Source organism: Paracrocinitomix mangrovi, assembly GCF_019740355.2.
Taxonomy (GTDB): Bacteria; Bacteroidota; Bacteroidia; order Flavobacteriales_D; family Crocinitomicaceae; genus Paracrocinitomix; species Paracrocinitomix mangrovi.
Map to the genome: position 1 here is coordinate 521,146 of NZ_CP091819.1, position 19,063 is coordinate 540,208.

General features: G+C 34.9%; 11 protein-coding genes. 1 reads left to right on the top strand and 10 read right to left on the bottom strand.

The window, feature by feature from the left end; all coding sequences use genetic code 11:
* Positions 1-36: 36 nt before the first annotated feature.
* The 7 genes from K6119_RS02330 to K6119_RS02360 all read right to left on the bottom strand — a co-directional run bounded on the left by K6119_RS02330 (position 37) and on the right by K6119_RS02360 (position 6,634).
* Positions 37-2,484: a PIG-L family deacetylase gene (locus K6119_RS02330; RefSeq protein ID WP_221833985.1), complete on the bottom strand. Its 2,448-nt coding sequence runs from the start codon at positions 2,482-2,484 to the stop codon at positions 37-39.
* A gap of 42 nt (positions 2,485-2,526) precedes the next feature.
* Entirely contained in the window at positions 2,527-3,447 is a 921-nt protein-coding gene (locus K6119_RS02335; protein ID WP_221833984.1) for an SRPBCC family protein, read from the bottom strand.
* Positions 3,448-3,465: 18 nt separating this feature from the next.
* Complete coding sequence (locus K6119_RS02340; protein ID WP_221833983.1) at positions 3,466-3,861, bottom strand: SRPBCC domain-containing protein; 396 nt, start codon at positions 3,859-3,861, stop codon at positions 3,466-3,468.
* Positions 3,862-3,911: 50 nt separating this feature from the next.
* The gene (locus K6119_RS02345) at positions 3,912-4,559 is read right to left on the bottom strand and encodes a hypothetical protein (RefSeq protein ID WP_221833981.1); all 648 of its coding nucleotides are present in this window, start codon (positions 4,557-4,559) and stop codon (positions 3,912-3,914) included.
* A complete protein-coding gene (locus K6119_RS02350) occupies positions 4,559-4,942 on the bottom strand; it encodes a hypothetical protein (protein ID WP_221833979.1) in 384 nt (127 codons plus the stop codon). The genes K6119_RS02345 and K6119_RS02350 overlap by 1 nt, the downstream gene beginning before the upstream one ends.
* Position 4,943: 1 nt before the next feature.
* The gene (locus K6119_RS02355; protein WP_221833978.1) at positions 4,944-5,810 is read right to left on the bottom strand and encodes a pirin family protein; all 867 of its coding nucleotides are present in this window, start codon (positions 5,808-5,810) and stop codon (positions 4,944-4,946) included.
* 77 nt (positions 5,811-5,887) lie between these two features.
* Positions 5,888-6,634 carry a hypothetical protein gene (locus K6119_RS02360; RefSeq protein WP_221833976.1) on the bottom strand — a complete coding sequence of 249 codons (747 nt, stop codon included), beginning with the start codon at positions 6,632-6,634 and terminating at the stop codon, positions 5,888-5,890.
* A 75-nt stretch (positions 6,635-6,709) separates the two neighbouring features.
* Between K6119_RS02360 and K6119_RS02365 the strand changes: the two genes are divergently transcribed.
* Complete coding sequence (locus K6119_RS02365) at positions 6,710-7,231, top strand: DUF1905 domain-containing protein (protein WP_221833974.1); 522 nt, start codon at positions 6,710-6,712, stop codon at positions 7,229-7,231.
* On the opposite strand, the gene K6119_RS02370 is transcribed toward K6119_RS02365, so the two are convergent.
* The 3 genes from K6119_RS02370 to K6119_RS02380 form a co-directional block, all read right to left on the bottom strand.
* Positions 7,228-9,522, bottom strand: coding sequence for an OmpA family protein (locus K6119_RS02370; protein ID WP_221833972.1), 2,295 nt, complete (start codon positions 9,520-9,522; stop codon positions 7,228-7,230). The two genes, K6119_RS02365 and K6119_RS02370, sit on opposite strands and share 4 nt — an antisense overlap.
* Positions 9,522-10,442, bottom strand: coding sequence for a PorP/SprF family type IX secretion system membrane protein (locus tag K6119_RS02375; protein ID WP_221833970.1), 921 nt, complete (start codon positions 10,440-10,442; stop codon positions 9,522-9,524). Before K6119_RS02375 ends, K6119_RS02370 begins: the two co-directional genes overlap by 1 nt.
* A 106-nt stretch (positions 10,443-10,548) precedes the next feature.
* Entirely contained in the window at positions 10,549-19,002 is an 8,454-nt protein-coding gene (locus K6119_RS02380; RefSeq protein WP_221833968.1) for a T9SS type B sorting domain-containing protein, read from the bottom strand.
* Positions 19,003-19,063: the final 61 nt, after the last annotated feature.

Consider the following 19,063-nt stretch of genomic DNA (forward strand, 5'->3'; position numbering starts at 1 on the left):
ACCAGATTTTCCAGTTGGTATTGTCTTTTTCTTCGTTCATTTTTTATAGCTTAATATATTGGCAAACAATCTGTAAGCACCAACTACACCTTTAGGTAATTCTCTAAAAAATGAGATGCCTGTATATACAAATTGACCTTTACCGTAATTGGTTACGATTAAGCCTCCTTTTACAGGCTCTTCTCCGGTATCATGCCAAGAAATCAGGGCTTGATAAGAATCATCCCATTCTCCAGCAAAATACAAACCTCTCTCTTGCACCCAATTATTGAAATCATCATTGGTGATTTTATTTGGATAATTAAAAATAGGATGATCTGGTACTAAAATTTCTACAACGGCATCTTCTTCTGTTACTCTATCTCTTGAAAGTGAAAAAGATTTAGGACCAAATTCCATTTTGTTGGCACTTCTAGAGGCTGTATTATATTGCATTATTAGATTCCCTCCATTTTCAACGTACTTAAACAGCTTGTCGTGGTAATTTGAAAGTACGGGATGAACGTTGTAAATACGAATTCCTAACACTACTGATTGATATGCAGAGAGATCTAAATCTGCCAATTGCTCTACTTCAAATTCATCTACTTCAAAACCTAATTGGCGGATGGCAGTTGGAACATCATCCTGAACCCCTTTAATATAGGCCACTCTACCCTCTTGAATAGCTGCATCTAGTTTGATACAGTTGATCACACAATTATTCATTAATACCTGTGTTGGGATGTGGTCATAAGCAATTTCAAGATATGATCTAACTTCCTTATTGTCATTATCAACAAAGCTCAAGATGCCATTTTCTGCCTTTTTTGTTGGTGTCAATGTGAATTCAAACCACTTTTCTTGATGCTTTTTATCCATTTTAAGATCAAATACATCAGGACTAGCTTTCCAGCCGTTTGGAGCAACAATTTGAATTTTGTCATTTAATTGTTCAGAGAAATTATGAACCTTAAACTTTACTACTTTGCTTTGATCAGTTTTAATAATTTGAATATCATTTTCTACTGATGCTGTAAATGCAGGAGTTGAAATCACTTCTCTTCTTCTCTCTCCGTATGACGGATCCCTCCATTTGTAGGTAAGAGGAACTGTGATAGGAATTTTTTCTCCATCAACGTTCAGTGCAATAAATACAGCACATGTAGGATCTGATTCGGCTTTTCCTAAATCATCTTTATTCTTAACCGTAAATAAATCATTAAATGCTTCTTGTAGCCAATAAGGCCCAGAATAATCCGCATTTATTTTTTTCTTCAATTCAATTGTTACTTCTTTTTGCGGTAAAAGCTTTTGATTATAAGTTGTTGGATAGTCGGATACTGACATTTGTTGAACGCTAACATCCCGCTCAGACCTATTTAAAAAGTTAACTTCCAAAGACACTGAATCGCCTGAAACAAAAGAGTAATCATCTGCTACGGCTTCTACAAATAGTCCAAGACAATCAAATATTATCTGATCGCATAAATCCAATTTTTCTCTTGAAATAAAGGTGTCATCAATTTTTCGTAATTCATTCCTTATTTTAATTAGTGCAGCAACATTGTTTGATGGTGTTTTGAAATCAAAATCTTTTAATAATTGATCAAATTGATTTTCTAAATCTTTATTCACCATTGAGCTCCAGCTTCTTTCTGCATGTTCAAAAAATGATTTTTCAATTTTCTCTCCTGCTAGGTGTTCAAAGTATTCTAATCTTTCTCCTCTTTCAATGATAGCACCAAATCCCTGACATTTGTGTTGACTTCTTGCAATGGTTCCAATTTCGTTATAAGACATGCCTAACAAAGGATTGTAACCACCAATATCTTGTGTGAAGTACCTTTCTGGGTACTTTTTGGCGCTATCTTCAATTGCTTCCATCCACCAATAAGAGGTGTTCCAGTAAAGTGATGTGGTTTGCCAGGTTCCGAATTGTTTTACTTGCTCTGGTTCATATTTGGCATCTGCAGCCTTATCAAATGCTTTAATAGCTAACATAGCTGATGCAGTGTGATGTCCGTGTCCACCTCTTTTATCCGGAGGGAAACGGGTAATAATAACATCTGGTTTAAACTTTCTAATCACCAACACCATATCAGATAATATTTGATCTTCACCCCATTTTTCAAGTGATTCAGATGCAGATTTGGAATATCCAAAATCAACTGCTCTCGAGAAATATTGATTTGCATGATCATGTGATCTGGCAGCTAAAAGTTCCTGTGTTCTTAGAACCCCCAATTTTTCACTTAACTCATTACCGATTAAATTTTGTCCTCCATCCCCTCTTGTTAAAGATAAATAAGCGGTTTCGGCTCTTTCTCCAAGAGACATATAAGCCAACAGTCTGGTGTTTTCATCATCCGGATGAGCAGCAACATACAACACTCTTTTAAGTGAATGTAATTTTTGAAGATCAACATAAATCTCAGAAGAGCTTTTTTGAGCAAAACTGTTGAAAGTGGTAAGTAGGATTAGAATTAAAAGGTGTTTAAACATGTTTTGGTTTGAATTTTTGATTGGTATCAATGTGATAATTTTTTATACAGTTGCGAAATGGATTACAGTCTTAAGAGCTTTTTCTGCCGTATCTAAAGGGCTGTTTAGATAAACTTCAATTGGACTTACTTTTTTATTGTGTTTGAATTTTTTTGCTCTCAATCTCATTTGAATTCCGCTCCACGCATTACCAATATGTCTGTATGGGCCTGTATGAGTGCAAGTGTAAGATTTGATTTTAGGAAATTCTGCAGCACTAAAACCAGCAGGTAAATCAGATGGGATATCACTTACTAAAACACATGCTTTATAATGAGTTATTAGGTTTTTCATATCCCATTTGTCATAAATAGTAAACCCTACGCCTGCAATAATGTTTTTAGATCGTGCAAACTCCATCAAGCTTGTGAAATCAGCTTTGTGGGTGTCTGCCATATCTTTAAACTGACAGTTATTAGTTAAGTAAATATACTTTCCGCCCTCAAAAGTTTGATTTTCATTGAATTCAAGTGTTGAATTAATTTCACCTGTTTCAGCTAAATCTTTGATCATTTTTAAGCCTCTTTCATAATCCAAACCAATTAAGTTTTGCATCATTTTTTTAAAGAAAAACATGAAAAAAGGAAGACTACTATTCATTGTCCATCTGAGCAAAGTTCCATTACCTTCAGCTTTAACATACATTGATGTTTTAGCTTTTGATTTAAATGGTTTTATGAATTGGAGATCGCAATCAATGAAATCGTTTTCCTTTTCATCAATAATCATCATGTTTCCTGATCCTACCAGGTCACCGGACCATTCATAAAACTTTTTATCATCTCTAACATTTACCTTGACTCCTTTTTCTGTTATTAGCCAGGGAGACCATGTTGGCCAAACTGAAAAGTCATTGATTAGAGGAAATACTTCTGAAGGTGATTTATCTATGTATATAGATTTTTCTACAAATATTTTAGGCATAAAGGGTGAGTTAAATGATTAGTTTTGAGAGTAATACTCTGTCATTGGCTCAAAATAATGAGCTTTCCAGCCATCTTCATATTTTTTACCATCACCTTCAGGAATGTTAGACTGTGTGATGGTAACCTTTGTTGAATTTGGATCAATCTCTTCAAAGATTACTTCTAGTTTAGAGTGTTCTGCATCTTCAGGAAATTCAACTGTTCTCCAACTTTGAAAAATTCTTTTATTCTCTTCTAATTGAAGGTTTTGACCACTGATGTATCCGTCCCAGGCTGTAAACCTGGCTGTTGAATCACTTGAAATTTCAGCTTCTCCTCCGGTCATATTTGTATGTCCATCTGATGAAAGCCAATCTTTATATATTCTTGCTGCACTTGCTGGAATTATAGCGTATACTAATAGTTCGTCCATGACAATAAATTTAGCATGTTGAATTTAGCAATTTTTGAAGGATAAAAATGTTAATTATTACCAACGGTAGAATTAAAATTTAACTGTTGAGCTGTTTCAACTGAATCCATATAGGGTATTAAAGATCCATCTTTTATTTCTTGCTGCAAAGAGTCAAAACTATAGGTTGAAGGATATAAGTTATGCTCAATTGTATGATCGTTGTAATCCATGAAAAAGCTATTGCCGCATTCAACCGGGCTTAACCAATATTCCTTGATTTCTGTTGTTGTGTCTGAATAAATATAAGTTGGTAGAGTAGCGTCAAATTCAGCTTCCCAATTATATGTTTTACTTATATAAAGCGGAGAATACCTTAAGCTTAGGGCGTTATCTTCTACTTTCCACTCCCCTTTTATAAAAGTTTCATCACCTTGACAAGAACTAAAATCATAGAAGGAATTATCATCATTGAAAAGGTAAAAAAACACACAGCAATCGCAGTTGTGTTTAAAACTGCAAGAGTCATTATCAGTAGGTTGAGCTAACGCAAACACCTTTCCTTCAAAAACATTGTCTGTAATAGTGAAAACTTCAGCCTTTTCAGCAGATTGAGAATCTGCTTGTTCTCCTAAACAAGCATTTAATAAGGTAAAAACAATTAACAACGGCAATAAATGACGAAATGCCGGTAATAAATTGAAAGAAACGAACTTCATTACATTAATCTAAAAACCTTTTTGTTGTTTTTAGATTTAGTTTCGCAGTCAATATATCCTTTATCGCAAAGTTCATAGAATTTGAACTGAACGATATGAACGTGACCGTCAAAATTAAAAGTAACTATACAAAGGTCATCCTGACTTTCGGTGTATCCGTTTTTGTACAATCGTTGAAAACGAACATTAGTCACCCCATTAGGTACCCCAAGTCCTTTTAATCCAGTTTTCAATTCGTTTAAATTGAAATTTCCATGTCTAACATGTTCCTCAGCCTCAGGCAATGGAATAACGACATGCTCTGAAGCATTGGCTTTTAATGGAGCTGAAAATAATCCCAATCCCAATAAAATGCTGTATACTAAGAACTTTCTCCTTTTCATTTTAATCAAAATTCTCTGTTAAGATACCCATTTTTCCGTTTTGATAGTCAATAATTGCCTGTCTAATTTCATCTTCGGTATTCATAACAAATGGTCCGTATGCACTCACATCCTCATTTATAGGAGCTCCAGAGAGTACGATAAACTTAGTGTCTTCCAATGCTTTTACTGCAATTGACGTACCATCATTGTTAAAGTGAATTAGATTTTTACCCTCAAATTCCTTTTCTCCAACTTTAATTTTTCCTTCTAATTGATAAATCAATGCGTTATAAGATTCTGGAATGGCAATTTCTTTATAACCATCCTTTTGCATATTCAAACGCAATATCAGAACATCTGAATGTGCAATAGCAGGTCCTTTTTTATCCTCTAATTCCCCAGCAACCACATATGTTTCTACTTTTTTGTCTTCACTTATTATAAGCGGAGTGTCCTCTTTGGAATAAGGTTGATAAGAAGCTTCATCCATTTTGTGTTTTGCAGGAGCATTCATCCAAAATTGAATAATCTCAAAAGTACCTCCATCTTCAGCAAGTTCTTTAGCAGGTCTCTCAGAATGCACTATTCCAGATCCTGAATTCATCCATTGCGTTCCACCGGAATATACTACTTCGGATGTACCTAAAGAATCTCTATGATGAACGCCACCTTGAAATATGAACGTAACAGGAGAAAATCCTCTATGCGGATGAGGCCCCACTCCTACTGTACTTTGATGTTCACCTCCTTTTAATTCATCTTTCCAATGATGGATTAGTAAAAAAGGATCTATTTGATCTACACCTTTGAATGGTAGGGCCTGGTCCAATATGGTTCCTCCCATGTTTATTTTAAAAGCTTTTATTGAATGCTTAATTGTTCGCATATGCTAAAGATACAAATAATACATGTTTAAACATGTTGTTTGTATTATTTTAACAATTAATCCAATGAATTGTTTGGTTATAAGGCTCTTTTAGGGAAAGTAGATCTATCTCTAAGATTGATTTTATTAATGAAATAAATGTAGTATCCCATTGTAAATACCGCAAATGCAGAGAATATGTGCCACATGAAATGTGTACCTTGAGGTAATAAATCCGGAAATGGATTTGGTGTAGGATAATCACTTGCACGGCAAGCCAAAGCCAATCCCAGAAATAAAAAGGTAAGCACTACCAGTCTTAAATGATAAAATTTCGTTCTTCCTAATATGATTAAAATAGGTGCAAAGAAAGATGCTCCCACAAAGAAATACCCAAAATTAGGAGCCATCTCCTCCATTCCTTCAAATTGCATAAACAGGCGTATGGTGAAGTAAGCTAAAACATAAAATCCCAAAACAATAGCTAAACCTAAATACCAACGCTTAACCAATTTTGTCCATAAATAAACTGATAAAGTTAAACTCATTGCAGAGGCAGGCATTACGTCTAAAAAGAAAAACAAATCCTCTGTTCTGAAAGCATGGAACAAAGTAGATCCTAAGCCATTTAAGAACAATAAAGGGAGGATAGCAACTATTATTAAGTTTTCTTTATATCTACCTCTCAATTTGTAAATCCAAAAGATAATCGGAATAAAAAAGAACATGCTTGATATAGCATTCCAGGGTTCTCTGAGCCATGATTCATGATGAAATTCATGATAAAAAGGCCCCGGGTCCAGAATAAGTGAATCTCTTAAAGCTATCTGTAAACTATCAAGCATGTGGCAAATATAATGAGGGATATTTTCTTGTGATGATTTTTGATTTAATAAATTGATTCTTCAGATATTTACCTTATGGAACATCATTTTAAAGGCATAATTGGCAAGGTTGAAGACAGCACTTTAATGTGGAATTATCGCATCCAAATTCCAGATGATATCATGGACAGTTTTAGGGATACTGATAAGAGAATTGTAAGCCTAATTAAAGGAACCGAGCCTGTTCATTGCGCTATTTTTTCGCAAGGAGATGGGACGTATTACATCATGATTAACAAACAGTTTAGAACTAAATACAAGCTGGTTGAAGGAGATGAAGTTGAAGTAAGTATAAGCAAAGATGATTCAAAATACGGAACTAAAGCGCCTGATTTTTTCGAAGAACTTTGTTTTCAAGATCCTATTGCCAGTGATTATTTTCATTTGTTAACTCCTGGTAAACAAAGAACTTTACTGCATTTGATGTGTAAATTGAAAAGTGAAGAGAAGCAATTAGAAAAAGCACTGGTGATTTTCGATTACCTGAAGGAAGTAGAAGGAAAATTGGATTTTAAAGAATTGAACGAAGCCTTTAAAAGTAACAGGTTCAAGAATTAATAAATGCGTATTTCAGCTCTACGATTCAAGGCATCATTATTTTCATCAACTAATTGAGTCTCCCCGTAGGCATTGACAATGAACCTGTTTTTTGAAATCCCTTTTTTAACACAATAGTCCACTACCCAATCACCTCTTTTTCCTGATAAGATTAGATTGTATTCATCTGAACTTCTGGCATCTGCGTAAGCGTTTACTTCAATTTTTAAAGATGGATTACTTTTTAAAAGCTTCACCATATTGTTCAATTTTGACAAATCTGAAGACTTGGCGTTACTTTTATTTGAATCAAAATAAACCACAACTAAGTCATAATCTGTTTTGATTGAAATATTGACATCAATAGAATCTTCTTCAATTTGATTTAAGTTGTTTGCAGACTCGAAACCTAGCGGCTTGTAGATAAAGAAGTCATTCTGTCCTCTTCTTAACTGAGCGATTTTCTTACCATCTCTATCAAAAATATAAAGTGTAAAATCATCTAATTCTAAATTTGGATCGTCTTCATTGATTTTGAATAGCAAGTTATCTTCTAATGGAAGGCTTCTAAATCTGAATTTTCCTTGTGCATCTGTTTTGGTTTCTTCAATTAAAATTCCATTTTCGGTATAAGCTTGAACTGTTAAACCACCTTCGAAATTCCCCTGAATATTTTTATATTCAAAATAACCTGATATAGTTTTGGTTTCCAATTCAAAAACATCCTCATCTTCTTGTAATACTTTAAGTGAATTTGAATAAGATGGACTTAATTTCCTGTAAGTAAAATCACCTTTAGGGTCACTTTTTAATTGCGCTACAACATTTCCTTTTTTATCAAAAATCAATAAAACTAGATCGTCATCATTTTCTGGAACGGTTAAAATGTAATTTTCTTCCATATCCAGATTTCTGAAGTCAAAGTTTCCGTTTTTATCAGTAAAAGTTTCAAACTTCATATTACCATCTTCATCTACCAAAAGAACTCTTAACTTATCAGGGTAATCACCTGGGATTTTTTCATAAATAAACTGTCCTGTAAGATGTCCTTTGTTCAATTCAACGTCAATCATGTCTTCAGGAATTAAGGCCAGTGTACCTCCTTTATCATACCCTAGCTTTTTATATGTGAAGGATCCATTTTCATCAGAAACTAGTTTTGTAACCGGATTACCATTTTCGTCATAAAAAGTCAGATACAACTCCTCTTCAGATCTGGTTTCTATTCTGTAATCTCCGTCATAATCAATGTTGTTGAAAATAAAGTCACCTTTACTATCAGTGGTTGTTTCTAAAATAATCTCATCATCTTCCCCAATGATCATAACATTTAAGCCGGATACAGTTCCTTCAATGTTTCTGTAAGTAAAATTACCTGCCAATACATTTCTAACAGTAGTTTGCTTATCCATGTTAAAAAAGTGGATATCATCATTACCAGAAGAGTTGTTGGAGTAAAATCCTTTATTCATTCCAGGAAATACAAAGATTCCAAAATCATCTTCCGGACTGTTAATTCCATTAAGAATTTCTACTTCACCTGCATTTTTGATGTCTTGCCAGTAAATATCTAATTCTCCTTGCCCATTTGCTCGATCAGATGAAAAGAAAATACATCCATCCACTACATAAGGATAAAGTTCATTAGAAGTAGTATTTACACTTTCAAGCGCTTGTGGTGTTACCCAACTACCATTTTTTAAATCAGCATAAAAGATATCCTTACCTCCTTTTGTTCCTTGAATATCAGAAGCAAAGTACAACCTACCTTTATAAGAGTCAAATGCAGGATGTCCGAATGAATAAGCAGCATCATTAAAAGGAAGTGCGACCGGATCCTGCCAATTATCATCAACTTTTACGCTCATGTATAATTGGGGTTTATATTTTTTCTTATTCTTTTTAGTGTTTTCAACCGGTTTTACTTGAGTAAAGAACATGGTGTCTCCGGTTACGCTCATGCATAAAGGACCAGTATGATTATTAGTCATCAACTTATTAGAAATGATAGTAGAACTTTTAAACTTGACATTCTCGTCAACATCTCCTTTCATTTCAGCTTTAAACATATTCAAATAACCTCCTCTGTTCCAGTTGTTTTCTCCAAAATTGAACATATCATATTCTCTACCTGAAGTGAAATAGATTATGTTATCATGGACAAACGGAGAAAACTCAGCTGCTTTTGTGTTGAATTGTTCAATCTTTTTTGGAGTACAAACTATTTCAACACTAACAACCTCATATGTCTGTCCAAATAACTGAGCAGCATACAAACCAATTAGCAATGTCAACAACTTAAGGCTATTCATTACAGATAACGAGGTGAAATAGTTTGTTTATCCTTTAAATTAAAATCAAATCCTAAAAAGATTTCATGTGATCCTTTTGTATATGCTCCAATTTTACTGTAATTCAAATCAAATGCATATCCAACTCTCATAAAATCTGTGATATTGATATCTGTCATAAAGACAATGCTGCTGGTATTTCTAGCCGATATACCTAACCAAATTCGTTTATAAATTAATGCAGAGATGTTTACATCTAAATTAACAGGAGCGCCTATAACAGATTTAAACAATATGGTTGGTTTTAAAATGAAGTTCTTTTTCCATTCCCAAACATAACCTGCATTTAAAATAAAATGTCTTCTAAGTGTAAAATTGGTTGTTACAGAGTCTGCATAGCCATCAAAATTAAATTGATGTTTTGTCAAATGATTGATCGCGCCCCCTACAAAGAATTTCTTTTTGTAATAATATACACCAAAATCAAAACTAGGAACCATTGCACTCACCTTTCCTCCAACATCTAATTGATCATTATCTTCTTTGAAATTCAAAAGATTTCTATTCAATACAGAATTGTAAAAACCTGCTCGTAAAGCGAAATTTAGTTTACTGTGCTTGAATTTCACTTGATAACCTGCTGTTCCTGCCGCTATAATGTTATTTGATGGTCCTATTTGATCATGGGCAAAATTAACTCCCCATACCAGTCCATACTTAGTAACAGGTGCATGCATTGCAAAAGATTGAGTGCTTGGAGCTCCCGGCATTCCTACCCATTGACTTCTATGCAATAATACCATACTGTAAGAATTTCTGGTACCTGCATAAGCTGGATTTATGGCAAATGGATTAAACATGTATTGACTATACAATGCATCTTGCTGACCAAAGGATTGGAAAGCACACAAAAGCATCATGAATAGTACTATTTTTCTCATTTGCTAATTCAGTATTCTTGAATTAATTGGCAATAATAAATCAAATATATAAATGTAACTCACTTCTCCATCAAATCTTTATCCTCACTTATCACAGTACAATTGTTTATTTCACAATTTGCACCCAGCCCGCTTGATTTTGACTTCCTCCAACTTCTACGACATAATAATAAGTTCCGGCCGGTAAAATCTTACCATTTTTGTTTTCACCATTCCAAATCACATCATTATTGTTGTAGTTAACAAATGATATAATCACATCTCCCCAACGGTTAAAAACTGTTACCGTATTTTCAGGGAATCCTTCAATTCCTTCTATCTCCCAAAAGTCATTTACACCATCCGAATTAGGACTAAATGCATTATAAGTTTCTACATGGCAAGAATCTGCTGGCAAAAAGTCAACATTAATTGAATCAGTTACAACGCATCCATTAGTATCAGTAATAGTAACGATAAACATTTCAGGAATAACCATTTCTGCTAATATTGGATTTTGAGTTAAATCCCCAGTAATTTGAGTACTCATGTTCCATTGATATGTTTCTCCACCAAATGCTTCTAATGAAATAGTAGAACCTATACATACACTGATATCATCCATTGCAAACATTCCTGAAACATCAGCTGTATATAGATTAATTGAATCAGCTAAACTTTTACAATTGTTTGTGTCGACAGAAGTTAAGTAATAATAATTATCCCCGGCTGTCAATGTACTAGGTGTATATGTTGTATCTGTTACTAATGAATTACTCAAGGAACCATCATTATACCAATCATAAGTATGATTAGCCATAGGAACCACATATAAAGGTTGTAATGTATCATTTGGACAATACACATTCTGAGTAGTTAAAATTTGCGGTGCCATTGGTTGTGCAAAGACCTCTACATCTGCAGTGTCTACATTAGAACAAGTTCCATTAGTAGTATATGTAATTTGATAAACTCCAGGTGATGCAAAGAACTCACCAGAAACTGTATCAATTGTAACTCCAGAATTTAAAACACCCCAAGTTCCTCCTGAAGTTACAGTAGTAATATTAGGTGTAGATCCAAAGCATAAATTATCATACGTAAATGATGCATCATCTACTGTGGCCGCAGTAACAATAACAGTGTCAGATTCTGCACATTGTCCAACTGTATAGATAACATTATATGTGTTTCCAGGTACCGGATTTAAAATTTCACCTGTAGAGGCTGAAATAGTAGCTCCATCTCCCGGTGCAAATTCAAAACTCCAAATTCCACCAGAAGTAATTATATCTGCAGGAAGAGGCGTGTCAAAAGGACAAAAATCAGCATAAGTAAATGATTCGTCAATTAAATCATCTAACACATTGATGATAACTTGAACTGTATCAGAATAACAACCTAAAACCGTATCTAACAATGCAATATCATATACACCTGCCACTAAATTAGTTTGGATAATTGAGTCAATGAATGTTGTTCCATTATTATAAGTGTAGACATAATCACCGCTTCCTCCGTTTGAATTGGTAATAACAGTATCCATTTGAATAGCACCATTCCCAGCACCACAAGTATCTTCAAATATTTCGTAATTAAAAGGCAAAGCCGGACCAGGATTTAAAGCAACAGTTTGACTTAAAATACATCCATTTAAGTAAGTTGCATCTACTGTATAACTTCCTGCAGGAGCTAATAATGTATCTCCCCATACACCATAGTTCAAGGTTAATCCGCCATCAATAGAGAAGTAATGAGCTCCGGGTGCATCAATTTGAATTTCTCCATTGTCTGCTCCTAAACAAGTTTCAGTAACAGTTGTTGGAGGGTTGAATATCGGTGCATTTGTTACTTGGAAATTCTCAGAAAACTCAGATGTGTTCCAAAGAGTACCTGTAATAGTAGCAACCAGATTAGTTCCTACAGGCAATGAAACACCTAAATCAATTGCAATTGTATCTACATTAGTTGCCGGATTAAAAACCCAATGCCCCAAATAAGTTTCCCCTTCTCCGTATCCTGAAATGTCAGGTGATGAATTGGTATAAAACTCAACTTTATATCCTGCAAAAGCATTATTTGAATAAAATTCAAATCCTACTTTAGTTGTTCCTCCACAATCCCAAGCAGCTAGAATTACCGGCATATCAATATCTCCGTTATTTCCAAGCGTCTGGTTTGTATCTATTGGTTCAACTAATTGATCTGCATCAATATCTAATCCTAAACCATCATTTCCATAAATTGAATTACCAATAATTGCATTTGCGTATGAACTATTCAGAGGTAAGAAAGTTTTAGTATCCACTCCTACGGCACAATTAGTAATAACATTAGCCGAATCAGAACCTACTAAAAGACCTCCAATTTGATTCCAATCACTTCCTTCCATTCTTATTCCGGAACCACCAATATCACCTGCCGCCATTGTACCTGGGAATAATCCAATTGTGTTACCCATCACCAAGTTGTTGCTGGTTTTGTTCCCCATATAAATCGCATGTCCACTTTCAAATGGAATATAGTTTCCTAAATCTGGTGCGTATCCTCCACCAATAGTATTAAAGCTAGAAGAATCTAAGATTGCAATTCCCATTGCGCTAGTGTATGTTGTTGCTTGATCTGCTCCAACACCAATATAATTCCCTGATACTGAATTTGAATCGGTATTTTCCCCTTCAATAATCACGTTTACTTGAGAATTTCCACCAATTATATTCCCTTCAGTTGAGTTTCCACCAATGAAGTTTGAGGTTGCACCTGATCCAATGTATACGTTTACAGAATCATTTGAATAGGCAATACTACCATTTTGATCTACACCAATTTTATTACCCTGAACATAATTGTTACTTGAACCGGGATTTACAATCCCTACTCCTACGACTCCATTTCCTGAGATCACATTATTATTGGTAATTGTATTATTATTTGAGCCACTATTTAAAACAATTCCATAATCCTGATCATTTGTACCGGCAGGAACTGTTCCTAGCCCTCCTTGTGTGTTATTACCAATGAAATTCGCTTGAATTGAAGTAGCTACTGATGCAGTTAACATAATTCCTGTGGTGTTGTCCGAAATAGAATTAAATAATCCAGTTCCGGGGTCGCCAATTAATGTTCCTGTTGAACCATTAACATCAATCCCTTCTGCCAGGTTTCCTAAATAAGTGTTTCCGTCTGCAGAAATACCAATATTATTACCATAAACTAATGTATTTGTAGAACCTTCAATCAACAATCCTTCGGCATTACTAAAGCAAATTACATTGCCCTGTAAAGCAGTATTATCACCTCCAATTGTATTTCCAACTGATGAATTAATTTTTATACCAACTCCATTTCCGGTTCCTCCAAAAACTTGACTACCCGTTGAACCGGTTCCGAGATAATTATTTCTAACAAAGTTGTTATTGGCACCATTTATCATTTCAATACCACTGATGGTATTGCCAGAAATCACATTGTTTCCACCGGCTGCTGCTTGTCCAATATTATTGGCTGTTGATTGATCTAACAAAATCCCTATTGCGTTAGCATTAGGAGTTTGCCCATCCAACAACAAACCTATATGGTTATTTAAAACCATTGTAGAAGTTGAATTATGTAAATAAATCCCCGTGCTATCATTTCCTGAGATTACGTTGAGATAGTTTACGCCTATTCCACCAATAGTATTTAAAGAAGCTCCATTCGCAATTTCAATCCCATGTAAATTGGGGTGCGTAACTCCTATAACATTGTTCCTAATAACATTACTATTTGAACCTGCATCCTTAATATGAATTCCACTCAATGTATTACCCGCAATTATATTTCCTCCATCCACTACTATTTGCCCTATATTGTTACTATTGGCTCCAGCTGAAATTTCTACACCATAGATGTTTGGGACAGCTGTGCTTCCGTCTAATGAAACACCTATTCTGTTTCCCTCAATCATATTGGACATGGTATTTGCACCTTCCAATTCCACCCCGGGACCATTGTTACCGGAAATAGTATTTTTAAACAATACTCCACTTCCTCCAATTTGATTTCCTTGTGCATTGTCTTTTAGATACACGCCAAAAGATGTATTAGGAATACCTGCGTTACCTGCCGGATTCGTTCCAATCAGATTGTTAAACACATACTGATTACTACCTTCAATTTGAACTCCAATGGTGTTTCCGCTAATTACATTTCCACCGCCTGTGACATCTAAACCAATCCTATTATCTAATCCAATTGTACTTTGCAGTTCAACTCCAATAAATTGTGTACTTGTGTTTTCAACAGTATCAATTCCAATATAGTTTGCTATAACATCATTGTTTGCAGCATTGTTGTGAATTACAATCCCGGATAAAGTATTTTGAGTAATGACATTTCCAAATTGTGAGTACGGAGCAGAACCAATTGTATTGAATGTACTTCCTGATCCTTGAATGTCAATTCCTCTTGATTGCGAACTTCCATTGACTAAACCAATAATATTTCCTAATACTGAATTGTCATTTGCATTTTCAATTAGCACACCTTGATTGATATTCCCTCCAATTAGGTTCCCTTGCAATACTTTGTCTCCACCAATTTGATTATCAAATGCACCGTTGAGTAAATAAATTCCAGTTACTTGTGAGCTAATGCTGCTATTTCCGGGGAAACTAGCTCCAATTTTATTCTTGTAAATAAAGTTGCTTGTTACACCAGATCCTTCTAATTGAATTCCAACTCCTGTATTACCTGAGATGGTGTTAGCATGAATACCACTTCCACTCTTTCCAATATAATTGTGAGCTGATGTACCAACAATCTTAATACCTATATTATTACTTAAAGCTCCATCTCCTGTTACATTTGTTCCAATTCTATTTCCATGAATAAATGTTGAATCTGAATTATTGATCAAAATTCCTTCATTGGTATTTCCTGAAATAACATTGTATTTAGCATTTCCATTTGAATCTTCTCCACCAATAGTGGTTCCATCTGAGTTTTCAATTTTTATTCCTACCTGATTAGGTATTACAGTGTTTCCTGGGTTAACTCCTATGTAGTTTGTGATAATAATGTTGTCATTGGAATTTAAGATGTCAATACCTTCTTTTGTGTTCCCCATAATGATGTTTCCATTGCCAATGATTGTTCCACCCACAATGTTTCCAGTAGCACCACCCTCAATAAAAACACCTTTATTATTTTCAAAACCTGCAACCCCAAGATAATTACCTATATCATTCTGCATCATTTGATTATCCTGAGATATACCTGAGATGTGCACACCTGAAGAGTCATTTGCAACTATTACGTTTGACCCCATTGTTCCAATTTTATTGAAATCACCTTCAGAAATAAAAATCCCGTCTTCTCCATTTCCTAATGCTGTTGTTGAAGGGGTCATACCAATTAAACAGTTATCTATGGTATTATTATCTGCAACATCTCCTAGAATGCTTATTCCGTGTCTTGTATTATTGCAAATTGAATTCACTCTTGCTCCCGAAGCTCCTATTGGAATATTACTAGTTTCAATTAATATACCATCAAGGTTTGCATGAGTATTGTTAACACCGGTAGAACCCATACCAACATAATTTCCATCTATTTCAGTATTTGGAGATAAAACATGAATACCGCTTAAGGAATTTCCTGCTACGTAGTTATGAAAACCAATAGCACCACCAATTAATGCATCATGCGTGTCTATAATTTTAATCCCTGTTTCATTTGCAAAAACTGCGTTACCAAACTGATTTACACCGACGTAATTATTTTGAACAACAGTATTTGTACCGTCTTGTGAAAGGAAAATTCCAGCATACCCTGAATTTGAATGACCTCCAATGATATTTTTAAAATCTACATCAGCCGCACCAATTTTAGTACTGTCTGCATCATCCACTTTAATTCCATTGGCGCCATTTCCTAATGCTGCTCCCTGGCCATTATCAATTCCTATATAGTTTCCAATAATTGTAGTTCCGGTAGATCCACCAAAAACATGAATACCCTCGGTTGTATTTCCTGAAATTAAATTACCATCTGTATTAGTAACTGAAGTTAAAGGATTGGCCCCTCCAATAGTCGTATTGTTTGCGCCATTAATGCTAATCCCTTTTCCGTTGGCTAATGGTGAGCTACCATCAATTGTTGCCCCAATGATATTTCCCTGAATATAGTGTGAGTTTGAACCTGAGATGTTTATACCTTCATTAGTATTGTCTGAGATCACATTCCCTGCTGTAGCAGAACCAATCAAAATTCCAGGAGCTGCACCTGAAAGAATAGAAACTCCTTCAATACTATTACCAAGTGGTGTCATTCCATCTTTTTGCGGACCAATAATATTTCTTCTCATGGTAATATTGGATCCACTGGCAATTACTCTAATCCCATATGAATTACCTGAAATTACATTTCCTGTACCCAAACTTGATCCTCCTATATGAATACTGGATGCTGCGGATTCATCTATGATAATTCCAGCAGTGGAGGTTAAGGTTGGTTGTGTCCCAGAAGAATCAGTTCCTATAAAATTATTTTCTATTTGTACTTCACTGTACTGACCGATATAAATATTAGCATCAGGGTTAGATGAAATAACATTTCTGTAATCAATTCCAATCCCTCCTATTTTTGCGCTCACCCCATTACCAGTACCATCCAAAACAATTCCATACGCATTATTATTTCTAACAGTAAACCCGTCGTATGCCAATCCAATAATATTGTTTTGAACGTCAATATTATTTACATCAACAATATAGACACCATCTTGATCATTATCCCCAATAACATTGCGACCACCATAATAGGCAAGTCCAATTTGGCCACTATCTCCTCCATTAAAACGAATACCGTGAGAACCATTTGGTCCATTCATAGGATTGATTCCATCTGATGCTATCCCAACAATATTTCCAATTATTTGTGTTCCGGAAGTGTTCACTGCGTAAACATTTGAGGACCAGTTAAGATTTAGTCCATTTCCACTAATTGTATTTCTTTGCCAGTGAAAAATTCCACCTATTAAATTGTTATTTCCAGAAATATGAATTCCAGCGTGCCCACTTCCCTTTTCATTGTTGTTTTGTTCAATTCCAATCTCACAACCTCTCACTTTAACAAAGTCATCAACAAGCGATACTCCAACTGAACCAAAGCCAGTTACACGGATACCTTCAAGGGTGGAGCCTCCTAAAGATGTTGGGTTAAAAGTAATTCCGGTTGATAAACCATTTTGATTATCAATGTTGATTGGGATTATTGCTCCTGTTACACCGGCAGTCCCTTCTGGTGCTGGTCCGGGAATTTGGGATCCTTGTTGAGAATACCCGTCAATTATTAACGGTTCACCAACTATTAGTGGATTTATTGGAGTGATATTATATGGTGCTCCACCTCCTAAATTAAACTCTACATAATTTAATGGATCTGGAGCTGCTGATAAAGCTGCTGCCAAAGTTAAAGGTCCGGTTCCTCCTGATGAAGAGTTTACTCTTAGAGTTGTGTACTCTACTGCACCTGCATCAGGAGTGTTAAAACTAATTCCTCCATAAAGTATTCTTGGAGCCCTTCTTGTATCAGTTGGGGTTACTCCATCAGGGTTACCAACATCAATTAAAAAACTTGAAGGGTTATTGATTTTAAAATACTTTAATCCATAACCGTCTATGGCAATACTTGTATTGATTCCTATTAATAGTGAAAATCCATAATTATCAGTACCATTTAAACTTATCGGCATTGTTTCACTCGCATAGGTTTGTAATATTACATTCCCTCCATTTGAGGACATTCCGGTTCCAACAAATTGATTATTACTTCCATTTCCCGCGCAAGCATTATTTTGAAATATTGTTCCACCTGAACCTGTAGAAGTATATACTTCTCCTCCACCTGCAATTGAACAGGTGTTTTCATAGAAAGTATTGTTCATTAATAAAACGGTTCCTGAACCATCATTATATAATGCACCACCATTATTGGATGCAACATTCCCCCAAAACGTACAATTAAAAATACCTGTAGAACCTGAGGCTTTAATATGAATTGCTCCTCCACGTGCCGCACTGTTTTGAATAAATGAACAATTGACAATTTCTGTCCCGATACCGAGATTAGAAATAGCTCCTCCTAATCCACCTGCTGCACTTCCTCCCTCAAATAAACAATTGATAATTCTGTTCACCGTGCCTGATGAACCTGAAGTGTTCAAAATATTGATTGCTCTAGCAGATGTGTTACCATTGACATTTAAAAAGCCAAGATTCTCAATACTTATACTAGTTGCTCCATCTAGCTCTATCAAAGCTGTTCCACCAAATGCATTAGAATGAGTAATTGTATTATGAGCTGGGTAAGGACCAATAATGGTTATGTTATTGGTGTTTGAAATTACAATTGGTGTATTTAATTCAATGGTACCTTTTACATCTATCACAACAGTGTCACCGGGAACTGCATTATTGATTCCGTCTCTTAAAGATCCTGTTCCACTATCTGCTAAAGTTTTTACGGGTATAATACCGGCAAAAGTACTAGATGCTAATCCTAGAAAAGCCAATAAAAAGATAGATTTCAAGAAATTCATAGCAAGCAGGTAGTAGTGTTTATTGGAAAATAACGAATCTATTTCCTTTTGAGTTGGTTAA